We start from the raw sequence: 11,784 nt of genomic DNA on the forward strand, positions 1-11,784 counted from the left end.
TCACCTTTCGTCTTGCGCGAAGATCGCCGCCAGCCCACTACGCCGCTCGGTACGGGTGGCGACCGCCTGGCTCAGTATCTGCTTATCGGCATAGAGTGATAGTCGCTGCTTCGCTCGTGTCACGGCGGTATAAACCAGTTCACGTGTCACCAGTGGCATACGCTTAGCGGGCAGGATCAGGGCCACATGGTCAAACTCAGATCCCTGCGACTTATGCACCGTCATGGCCCACGCGGTATCATGCTCCGGTAAACGGCTCGGTAAGACTGACTTGATGCTGCCGTCAGCCATCGGAAACCAGACACGTAAGCGTTTTTCCTGCTCCAGGGCAATGCCGATATCGCCATTAAATAAACCCAGCGCACTGTCATTACGCGATATCATCACCGGACGTCCATGATACCAGCGCCCCGCGCCTGGTAAGGTAATCATCCGCTGATGATGAAACTGCTTCTCCAGCTGTTGGTTCAGCCCACTCACCCCCCAGGGACCATCGCGCAAAGCACATAACAACTGGAACTCAGCGAATGCCGCAATGAGTGCTGCCGGTGTGGCACGCTGCTGTAACAGTTGCAAATAATGGCCATATCCTGCCTGCACCTGGCTGAGCATCATGGCGTACTCTTCCGGGCTGCTCAGGCTATGACAGATGATATCGGCAAATGGCTGCTGCAGCGTTACACTAACCGCGTGACCATCACCACTGTTTACCGCCCGTGCCAGATGACCAATCCCGGAGTTATCACCAAAACGATAACTTTTTCGCAACAAGCACAAGCTGTCACGCAGTGTAGCGGCAATCTGGCCATCACCAGCTGGCAGGGAGTAGCCTGTGAGCCGGGATAACTGAGCCGCCCGACAAGGGGTATAGCCATCCGCCAGCCAGGCACAAATATCACCCAGTACTGCACCCGCCTCAACGGAAGCCAGCTGATCGCGATCACCGAGGAAAACCACCTGGCTCTCGGGGGGCAGCGCATCAATCAAGCGTGCCATCATCGGCAGATCAATCATCGAGGCTTCATCCACCACCAGCATATCGAGGTGCAACGGATTAGCAGAGTGATAACGCGCATGCTGGCTCCCCGGCTGCACGCCCAGTAAACGATGCAGGGTGCTGGCTTCGGTGGGAAACAGTGCCTTTTGCGCCTCACTTAATGACAGATGATGCAATGCCTCACCCAGTGAAGCACTCAGCCTTGCTGCTGCTTTGCCGGTCGGTGCTGCGAGGCGGATACGGCAGCGACTATCCGGGGTTAACTGAAGCCATGCCGCCAGCAATCGCGCAACCGTGGTGGTTTTCCCTGTTCCGGGGCCACCGGAGATGACTGAAATCCGCTGGGTCAGCGCGACGGCAGCGGCAACCTTTTGCCAGTCAGTTTCCTCCGCCGCAGGAAATAACCGGTCGAGGATCGCCGATAAACGCGCTTCATCGATCGCCAGCGCCTGATTATGCTGATTAAAAAAGTGCGCCACCGCCAGCTCATGCCGCCACATACGATTCAGATAGAGCCGTTCAGCCCGCAGGATCATCGGCGTCGGTCGTTCCCCGTTACTGACTGCGGGCGAAGAGAGCAATATCGCAGACCACTCCACCACACCGCCCGCCTGCTGCCACATTTGCTGATACAACGGTTCGCCTGACATCCCGGTACGGCACAGACGGGCAAGGGGTAAACAGACGTGACCGTCACCGGTATCACGGCTCAGTATCGCTGCCGCCAGTTTGACCGCCGGATGACCATCGCGCGCGACCATCAGCGCAAACTGCACGTCTAACGGACGTAACATATGCTGGCTCACCGCTTCAAATAATAATCCATCGAGCGTCATAAGTGCGGTTCCTGTTGTTGCCCGGCAAACAGTCCATCCAGGCCATCGATTAATGCCTGAGCGGGACGTGTCGTAAAGATCCCATGACCATCATTCTGACCGTCGATACCGCGCAAAAAGAGATAAATCACGCCACCGAAATGACGCTCATAATCATAGTCAGCGATCCGCTGGCGCAGATAACGATGTAGCGCCAGGCTATAAAGCTGATATTGCAGATCATAGCGATGGGTGCGCATCGCCTGAGCCATCGCCTGCTGGCTATAGTCATCATGACTCTCTCCCAGCCAGTTTGATTTATAATCCAGCAGGTAGTAACGGCCATCATAACGAAAAACAAGGTCGATAAACCCTTTTAGCATCCCGTGTACGTCGTGAAAATCGAGCGCCGGACAGGCAGACGACAGCGGATCGTAGCGATGCGTCAATGCATCCAGACATTGCGGCTCCAGTCGCTGATCAACAGGCAAATAGAAAGCCATCTCCGATTGTTTATCCCCCGCTGCCAGTTGATGAAGCGCTATCCCTGCTCCCGGTAATGGGGTGTGTAATATATCGCTCAGCCATTGTGTCAATACCGTGTCCCATTGTGCAGAGAAGCCCGCAGCCTGGAGTTGTTCTCTTACCCACTCCGTAGACAGTGGCTGGCTGAAATCAAGCCTTTCCAGCAGGCTATGGAGGAACGTGCCCGGCGAGGCACCACGGGGAAACTGATGTGGCGTAAGCTGTGGGTTATCCTCTGCCGGGCCGACACCCGTCGCATCAAGATCAAGATGCGGTAACAGATCCTGCGCCAGGCTATGGCTGCGACGTTGCAATCCGGAATAACTGGTGACGCGCCAGCTATCGGCAACCGGACGGGTCAGAACCCGCGCACTCAGTGAGGGTAATGCCTCCTGAGGTGGTTGCCACGGTGTCTTTTCAGTTATCGCCGGGGATTCCAGCGCAATATCATCGTCACAGAGCGCCTGTATGCAGGCTGCCAGCCCGGCTGCATCCAGCGCTTCCCCTTTCTGGAGCAGATACCCCAGCGCACTGTGATGAAAATCACTCACCGTCGATTTATCACTACGCCGCTTGCTCAACGGCGCGATAGCAAGGCTACAGTGCCAGACAGCACGGGTCAGGGCGACATACAATAAACGTAGATCTTCTGCCAGCCGTTCCGCCTCTGCCAGCGCCAGGCTATCAGGCTGTTCGCTCAGGTCAAGGGTAGCGGCAAACGAGTGACGATCATGATAAAACGCCTGATCCTGCTGACGAAAACGAGCGATAAACGGCAGCCAGACTAAGGGGTATTCCAGTCCTTTCGCTTTATGTACCGTCACAATCTGTACCAGATGTTTATCACTCTCCAGACGCATTTGCTGGCTGGCGGCGTTACTGTCAGGTTCAGCGATATGTTGTGACAACCAGCGCACCAGCGCATGCTCACTCTCAAGCTGGCTGGCCGCTTGCTGTAATAATTCACTGATATGCAAAATATCGGTCAAGCGGCGCTCTCCTCCCGCTGTCGCCAGCAAATTTTCCGCGATATGCCGCTCACTGAGCAATGTACGTAACATCGGCATCACACCACGCCGCTGCCAGATTTGCCGGTAACGGGTGAACGCCTCAACCTGTGCTTCCCACGCCAGTTCATCCTGATTGATCTGTTCTATATCTCCGGCATTCAGTCCCAGCATTGCGGTCGCCAGCGCGCAGCGCAGCGTATTTTCGCGCTCAGGTGCCAGAACCGCCTGGAGTAACCATAATATCTCCTGGGCTTCTGCAGTCGTAAATACGCTATCGCGGTCAGAGAGGTAGACCGATGGGATCGCCAGTGCCCGTAACGCATCGCGGATCAGCGACGCTTCCTGACGGTTACGCACCAGCACAGTGATATCAGAAGCCTGCAGCGGGCTGGCGTGTTCGTCTCGCCAGAGCAGTGCCGTGCCCTGTTGCCCGGCGCGGAGCCAGTCGCGAATTTGTGCCGCACACCACTGCGCCATCACCGTCTGATACTCCCGGTCACTCACGCTCTCACCGGGCATCAGGGCGATCTTCATCGCTGCGACAGGCTGCCCCTGGAGCGTAAAACGTAGCCCCTGATTTTTCGCCGCCGATTTGACAGGCAAAAAAGGGATTTCCTCGAATATAAATGCCTTGTCACTGAGACTAAACAGACGATTAACACTGGCCACCACGCCCGGTGCTGAACGCCAGTTAGTATCCAGGGTATAGCGCGCGGGCACATCACTACGTGCTTTCATATACGTAAAGATATCTGCGCCACGAAAAGCGTAGATAGCCTGCTTGGGATCACCAATCAGCAACAGTGCGGTATCTGGCTGTTGTCGCCAGATGCGGCGAAAAATACGGTATTGTTGCGGGTCGGTATCCTGAAATTCATCGATCATCGCTACCGGGAAACGCTGGCGTATCGCCTCGGCCAGCGCCTCACCACGCTCGCTATGCAGCGCATGATCCAGCCGACTGAGCATATCATCAAACCCCAGTTCACCCCGGCGACGTTTCTCCTCTGCCACCGTCGCGCGAATTTCCACCAGTGCTTTAGCGATCACCAGATCCGTCAGTGTGAGTGGGGATGCCAGCAGCTGTTCTATCGCACTGAATAACGGATGCACTGGCGCATCACCGCCTGGTTTGGTGCGCTGGGATAAAAAAGTCTGAGAAAATTTCTCCAGTGCTTCCGGCAGCTGATAGCTCAGGGTCTCCTCCCCGGCCCAGAGATTAATTTTATCAATCCACTTTCCCTGATGACCACGATTAAATTTCCTTCGATCAAGGGCGGAATTTTCCAGCACCGGAATAATGTCTGCCACCTGTTGCCGCCACTGCGCCTTGAGGGTATCAATGCTGGCGATAATGCGCTGATGCCGTTGCTCCAGGGTCTCCTCATCAGGGGCGGTTCTGAACTGTGGCATTTCACCCTGCAGCCAGCGATCGAGTGTTTTTTGCAGATCGCGCGGGCCTTTCCATACTGCGTTGATTTCCGCTGCCATTTCACGCGGCAGAGGATAGCAATGGCGACGCCAGAAGTCAGCACAAGCCTGATAGCGCAGGCGGGATTCGTCCTCAATAAGTTGCTGCTCAAACAACATGCCCGATTCAAAGGCATTCAGGTTCAGCATTCGCTGGCAGAAACCGTGGATCGTCAATATTGCCGCTTCGTCCATCTGCCTTTCTGCCAGTAATAGTCTTTCCGCCGCCTGATCTTTATCGCCCGCTTCAGCTAATAACGCGGTATAGAGTGGATCACTGGACGCTCCCCGCAGGCAGGCAATCCGTAACTGATGAATATTGCTACGAATACGCCCACGCAGTTCTTCTTTCGCCGCTTCGGTGAAAGTCACCACCAGCAGTTCTTCGACATTGACGATGCGGCAAAAAGCGGCATTCCCCCCTAACCCCAGCAATAACCGCAGATAGAGCGCAGCGATAGTAAACGTTTTTCCCGTCCCCGCTGACGCTTCTATCAGGCACTCACCGGATAAGGGCAGACGCAACGGCTCCAGTATTCTGGCGATTTCACTCATTGTTTTCTCGTACCCGTGGTAAAGATTGTTGCAATGCGCTGATCGTTTGCCAGGTTTTGCCTGCCGGATCATCGACAAACGCCGCTTTATCCGGCTGACTGCCCGCTACCTGTGACAATAGTGTCATCCCTTGTGGATCGACCACCATCTGATGAAAGATATCGGCCAGTTTCTGTACTGTCAGTTGCCTGATTTGGGCCACGATTTTATCGCGTGAATCAAAACGCATATTTCCCCGATAAAAGTCTTTGCTAAATCGCGATGCTTCCTCGTTGAGGGTTTGTGGTGCCTGCATTATCTGGCTTATCACTGCCTGCTGAATTTGCGTAAACGCCGCCGGACTGATCGCCCGTAACCGCGCCTCAGCAGTCGGGAAAAAAGCCTGAAAACGTGGCCAGAGTTGTGCTGGCTGTTTATCACTGCTTTGCAGCACAAACCCCAGCCCCCACTGGTCACCGATACTCACCGGAAAAGAAAAGACGGCGTAGCCTAACTGTTCTTCGGTGCGCAACTGATTATAAAACCACGGCTGGACTATCTGCCCAAGCAGGGCGCTGGCGGCAGCACTGCTGAATTCATCCCCCCCTGGCGGAACAAACACCGCAGCCAGTGCTGAATCGGTACTGTTGACAGTTTTTTCAAATATTGCCCGTTGTTTATGGTCAATTACGACGCGCTCGCGATAACCGGCATTGCTGCCCGCCGTCGCGAATTGCTGGCGAATTTGCTGCCCAAGCGCGATGGCTTGCTGTGCGCTCAGATTGCCGGTCACCAGCAATTCCGGGCGTCCCCTGGTTTTTAACTGCTCACGATAAGTCATGACCTCCTGCAGGCTAATAGATGACAACACTTCACGACGTGCCTGACGCGGGAAATAAGGTATCTGTGACAACAACTGAACCGGCCTGATCGCCTGTTCGTAGGGTTTGATGTTATCCACTGAATCCAGCATCCGTGCATACCAGGATTTAGCCTGCTCCAGTTGCGCTTCTGTCGGCGTATAACTGAAATACGCCCTGAGCATTTCGATTAACAGCGATGATAATCGCTGAGAGTAACCACTGGCATTCACTATCAGCCCGTTATCGCCTGCGGTTGAGAAGCTGATCCCCCCTACCGCTGCCTGGCTGGCGAGCTGATCCAGTGCGAGACCAGCCAGATAATCATTCAGGGCGAACAGTACCTGATGGCGGGCGCTGTTCATCGCCTGGGTATCATGCAGGTACAGCAAAATATTCGCTTTGGGTTCCTGAGCAAACCAGCGGCTCGGCGCGTAACCCACCCGCAGTGTCGGTTCATCGACAATCAGTCGTGGAAGGGAGGACGAAGCAGCGGTTTGCTGGTTAACGAGAGAAAAATCATCAGGAATATAGGGATTCAGTCGCGGTAGTGTCAGCCGTACCGCCTGTGCTTTACGCTGCCAGTCGGCAAAGCGCTGCGAACTTATTTTATCAACCTGATAGGGCGCATTGACAAAATAAGCCTTTTTATTATGTGGCTCATCAGGGCTGATAAACCAGATGCGGGCATTTTGCGCGGTCATCATCGCCAGCCGTGCTGTCACCGCCTGCGGATCGTAGTGATCAGCAATATTCACCACATCCAGCACATGTTCTACCGGTACACGCAACAGGGTATCGGCCAGCCATTCAACATAGTTCATATTGCGGTTGATCGATGGGTAGCGAAAATCAAGCGCCAGCACATGAGAGAGTTCATCAAAATAGCGTTTGTCGATCCCCTGATCACGCAACATATCCAGATAACCGAAGATCGCCGCAACCACGTCATCGCGCTGTGCCATTCCTTTATCGGTAAGGCTGGCTGCAATGGTCAGCACCCCGCTGTTACCGGTCACATCGGGATCGGAGTCAGCACTCAGTCCCTCAATCAGTCCTTGTTGTTGCAACCAGTCCGCCAGGGTGCCTGGTGTGCGGTTAGTGATCATATAAGTTACCAGCTCATCGCTCTTACTGCGAAAACCGGCACTATTATTGGCAATCCGAAATTCAATACGCAGTGCTTTTCGGGGCAGTACCGGTACGTAATGAATGATGATGCCTTTTTGCGCCTCCGTTACGACGGGGGTGCTAATGGGTACAGTGCGGCGATGATGGTTCACGATTCGCCCATAGGTGCTGGCCGCGATATCCGCCAGTTCAGGCAATGGTTTATTGCTGTAAATGACCGCTTTCATCAAATTCGCCGAGTATCTGTTATCGCGGAAGGTATGTAGGGCGTCGAGCAGCGTTATTCCGGGTTTATCGCTCAGCGTTTCGATGTTTCCGCCAGCGAAATGCGCGGCCGGGTGGGCGGGATTAATGGTTTCGGCGCTGATCTGCGCCATACGCATACCATCACGGCTACGTGCCATGGTTAACTCAGCATTGACGGCGTTACGCTCACAATCAACATATTTTTTATCCAGCAACGGGGCTGCAATGGCATCTGCCAGCCGGTCAACGGCGCCATTAAGCGCGTCATTTTCAACTTCCAGATAGTATGCGGTTCGGGTCAGTGCTGTACTGGCATTGTAACTACCACCATGCATCTTCAGAAATTCAGCCAGATTGTCAGGCTGCGGATACCGTTGCGAGCCCATCAGCGTCATATGTTCGAGAAAATGCGCCAGTCCAGGATGCTCAGGGGGGTCCTGTAATGAGCCTGCGGGAACGGCCAGCGCGGAGAGTGATTTTATCGCCTGAGGATCACTCACCAGCAGAACCACCATCTGATTATCCAGACGAATAGCCTGATACTGCCGGGGATCACGATCGCTTTTACGGATCGTTTCCTGCATCGGTTGCCATCCTGTCATCGCCTGACACAGTGGTGTCCAGAGTACCACCAGGATGACAATCACTTTAAAGCAAAAACTGCGAAACATTCCCCAACCTCATCATTAATCAACGTTGCGCTCACCGTGTTAGCTTAACGATCACGATACCTCTTCAGCGGTGAAATACAGCCTGTTTTTATACTTTTCTGTTCATACTGTTAGCGAACTGCCCGGGTCACTCATTTTCAGTGGTTCGGGTTGTTATTCCATTGGCTGACAACGAAACAGCGGTAACAGGTAATGCTGTGTTTGTGCAATAATTTCATCATAATAATCAGGCTCCAGAGTACGCCACAGGCGTTGATACCAGATATCATCCCCTTCACCACTGACTATTTTATTGCCTTCATACACCTGAAGAAATTTACTGCGCGCTTTTTGTTGTATTTCTTCATCCATTAACACGCTCTTTTTTTCAGCGTCATAACACACCTTGAGCCATGCGCCCCCACTTTCAGGAAGAAATAATAGCGGTCGGGACATGCCCTGCAGATAGCCTGCGACAAGCTGATCAAGATATTCTTGCGCCTGGTCCTGTGCCAGTGACGGGAAACGCCATATTCCCTCGTTACGCAATAACAGACGACTTTCGCCACAGCCACCACTGGCGCAATAGATAAGATGCTCCAGCCATAACTGGATTCCTTGTGCGACTTTGATCAGGGAAGGCTGCCAGCGTAACAGACCATCAGCCTGTACCTGTTGTAGCCAGCCGGTGATGTTAACACCATGACATTGCAGATCAATTTCCAGATTCTGTGCGGGCTGACGACAGGCGATAACCCGCTCAGCCAGCCCCTGCATTTCCTGATATTGCCCCTCCCAGGCCAGTTCACCAAAAGCACCGTAAGGCAACGCTCCCGCCGCCCGGAAATGGCGATACATTAAATCTGCATCCTGTTGTTCGATCAGAGTATTCAGTAATTGTTGATTCAGCCTATAGCGACTCAGTCCTTCGAGGATAAAAGGTTCATCATCGGGAATATCGTCGCCATCAGCGAGAAAATTAACCCGTAAACGCTGCTGAAAAAAGGCCCGTACCGGGTGTTGCCAGAAACGCAATAGTTGTGTCAGTGGTAAGGTGTCGATCACCGGTGCCGGTAATGGCTGAATAAAATTACGGCAGGCTTCTCCTTGCTGCCTGGCGGCGGGCAGCCACTCTTTGGCGTAACTCTGGTGTTCATCGTGACGGAAATTGACTGCATCGAAAGGCATTCGGCTATGCAGATGGGTGAGATGTGCCTTGACCCGCTGTTCACTGGCATCACAATCCAGTGCTTCATCACCGCTCAGATAACAGCTCTGCCCAATATAATCCATCAACTCCTGTACCAGCACAGAGGGGTAACGTTCGCTGTTGTCCTGAATTGAGCGACCAATATAGCTGATATAGAGTTGCTGTTCAGCAGACATCAGGGCTTCGAGGAACAGATAGCGATCATCATCACGTCGGCTACGATCACCGCGCTGTGGCTGGTGGCTCATGAGATCAAACCCCAGCGGCGACTGCGTACGTGGGTAGACGCCATCATTCATGCCTAACAGACACACGACTTTGAAGGGAATAGAACGCATCGGCATCAGGGTACAGATATTGACTGGTCCGGCGAAAAAACGCGGACTGATACGTTGCTGATTGAGTCGTTGGTTCAGTTCGTCGCGTAATAAAGAGAGCGCAATCGGCTGATGATATCGTGCTTCGATACCTTCACCGATGAGTGACTGCCATTGTTGTTCGATAAGCGCCAGTACCGCTTCGGTGTCACTATCAGGGAGAAAAAAAGTATTGAGTAAATCCCGACATACCGGTAACCATTCTGCCAGTGGACGCGCCGCTGACAGTTGACGACGCCAGATATTAAGTTGCATCAATAATGTCGCCAGATTGCCCGCCAGCTCAGCAATCAACCCACAGGATTCATCATAGGGTAATACCGATTGCCACACGCCCTGATGACTGTCCATCGCATAGCCCAGCAACATCCGTGTCAGACCAAAGCGCCAGGTATGTTGCCCGGTGACAGGAAGATCCCATTCCCGAACATTATCATCATCCATTCCCCAGCGAATGCCGGACTCATTGACCCACTGGCGCAGATAGCGCAAGCCGACTTCATCAATGTTAAAACGTGCCGCCAGTGCCGGAATATCCAGCAGTGCTAATACGTCCTCACTGGTAAAACGACTGTCAGGTAACGCCAGCAGGGTGATAAATGTCTGTAATACCGGGTGCGATTCACTGGCGCGGCGGTCAGAGATTGTCCACGGTAGCCAGCGTTCACCACGGGCGCTACCGAAAACCGCCTGAATACAGGGGCTGTAACTATCAATATCCGCCACCATGACGATAATATCGCGCGGCGTCAGTTCAGGATTTTCCGCCAGGATCGTCAATAGTCGATCATGTAATACTTCAACTTCACGTTGCGGACTATGACAGGCGTGAAAGGTCAGGCTACGGTCATCCGGTGCCAGCGGGCGTTTATGACGACTGTGAGCAAACTCTTCCGCACTACGCCCGGCTACTGCGGCATTACGCAGTTCCAGAATATCTGCCTGCAAAGTGTGCAACAGATTATCTGGCGTGATATCGACAAAGGCATCCAGCTCTTCATAGTGTTCCAGCCCGGCTAACAGATAAATATAATCACGCCCCGGTTTACCCCACGAAGCCAGCAGTGGATTGCCGATCTCCTGTTCTCCGGCATCATTAAATAGCCCGGCGGCCTGGCTGAGATCACGAAACAGCGGGATTTCCCGTGATTCACGATGATGGCGACGCTGACGGGATAGCAATCTGGCCAGAAAAGCGGGATCTTTAATATCTCCCCAGTAATAGCGACAGGGATTGGTCAATAAAATATAAACATCAATATGCTTACCCAACGCCTGCAATACCTGAAGGTAAAGGGGGGGCAGCGCCGAAATACCGCAAACAAAGATCCGTGCGGGTAATCCTGGTGGTGGCGCATCGGTCACCTGAAGAGTATGAATAAAACGCTGGTATAAATTAGCACGATGCCAGCATGGTTGCCCAGAGTCGGTACTGTATTCAACCAGTGACTGCCATAATGGTGCCTGCCAGCGCTGAGCGTCTCCCAGCCCGGCCACACGTTCACCCGCCTGCCAGCGCAGCAGCCATTCCGGGCGATAAACCAGGTACTGATCATAGAGGTCGGCAATTCGGGTCGCGAGCTGAAAAAGTTTACGCTGATCACGATCATCATTCAGATAGTGACGTAATGAAGTAAAGTCGTCATCGTCCAGATGCTGAGGTAAAAGCGCCATCAATTTCCAGCTCATGCTCTGCTGACTGAACGCATTTTCAGCGGGGATATCCGGCAATACGCGGGTAAACATCTGCCAGATGAAACTTGCCGGTAAGGGAAATTCAATATTTGCGGCAATACCAAAATGGCTGGCCAGCGCTATCTGCAGCCATTGTGCCATTCCGCTGCTTTGTACCAGCACTTTTTCGCTACTGAAAGGATCATCCAGCCGCTGGTTTTCAACAATGTATGCCATCAATGTTTCCAGAACATCCAGACGGTTTGAGTGGTACACCCTTAACAT

At 53.3% G+C, this 11,784-nt stretch carries 4 protein-coding genes; all 4 read right to left on the bottom strand.

From position 1 onward, the window contains the following. Positions 1–1,833 carry an exodeoxyribonuclease V subunit alpha gene (recD, locus tag PT300_14000; protein MDF7681636.1) on the bottom strand — a complete coding sequence of 611 codons (1,833 nt, stop codon included), beginning with the start codon at positions 1,831–1,833 and terminating at the stop codon, positions 1–3. After that, on the bottom strand, positions 1,830–5,372 hold the full coding sequence (recB, locus tag PT300_14005; protein MDF7681637.1) for an exodeoxyribonuclease V subunit beta: 3,543 nt from the start codon (positions 5,370–5,372) through the stop codon (positions 1,830–1,832). Before recB ends, recD begins: the two co-directional genes overlap by 4 nt. Then, positions 5,365–8,259: a pitrilysin gene (gene ptrA / locus PT300_14010; protein ID MDF7681638.1), complete on the bottom strand. Its 2,895-nt coding sequence runs from the start codon at positions 8,257–8,259 to the stop codon at positions 5,365–5,367. The genes recB and ptrA overlap by 8 nt, the downstream gene beginning before the upstream one ends. Before the next feature lie 153 nt (positions 8,260–8,412). Further along, on the bottom strand, positions 8,413–11,784 hold the full coding sequence (recC, locus tag PT300_14015; GenBank protein MDF7681639.1) for an exodeoxyribonuclease V subunit gamma: 3,372 nt from the start codon (positions 11,782–11,784) through the stop codon (positions 8,413–8,415).

This window comes from Enterobacteriaceae bacterium ESL0689, from assembly GCA_029433525.1.
Taxonomy (GTDB): Bacteria; Pseudomonadota; Gammaproteobacteria; order Enterobacterales; family Enterobacteriaceae; genus JAQTIF01.

Excerpts from the sequence above, each read along its gene's own strand:
- recB (MDF7681637.1), bottom strand. The coding sequence starts at position 5,372 with ATGAGTGAAATCGCCAGAATACTGGAGCCGTTGCGTCTGCCCTTATCC.
- ptrA (MDF7681638.1), bottom strand. The coding sequence starts at position 8,259 with ATGTTTCGCAGTTTTTGCTTTAAAGTGATTGTCATCCTGGTGGTACTC.
- recC (MDF7681639.1), bottom strand. The coding sequence starts at position 11,784 with ATGTTAAGGGTGTACCACTCAAACCGTCTGGATGTTCTGGAAACATTG.
- recD (MDF7681636.1), bottom strand. The coding sequence starts at position 1,833 with ATGACGCTCGATGGATTATTATTTGAAGCGGTGAGCCAGCATATGTTA.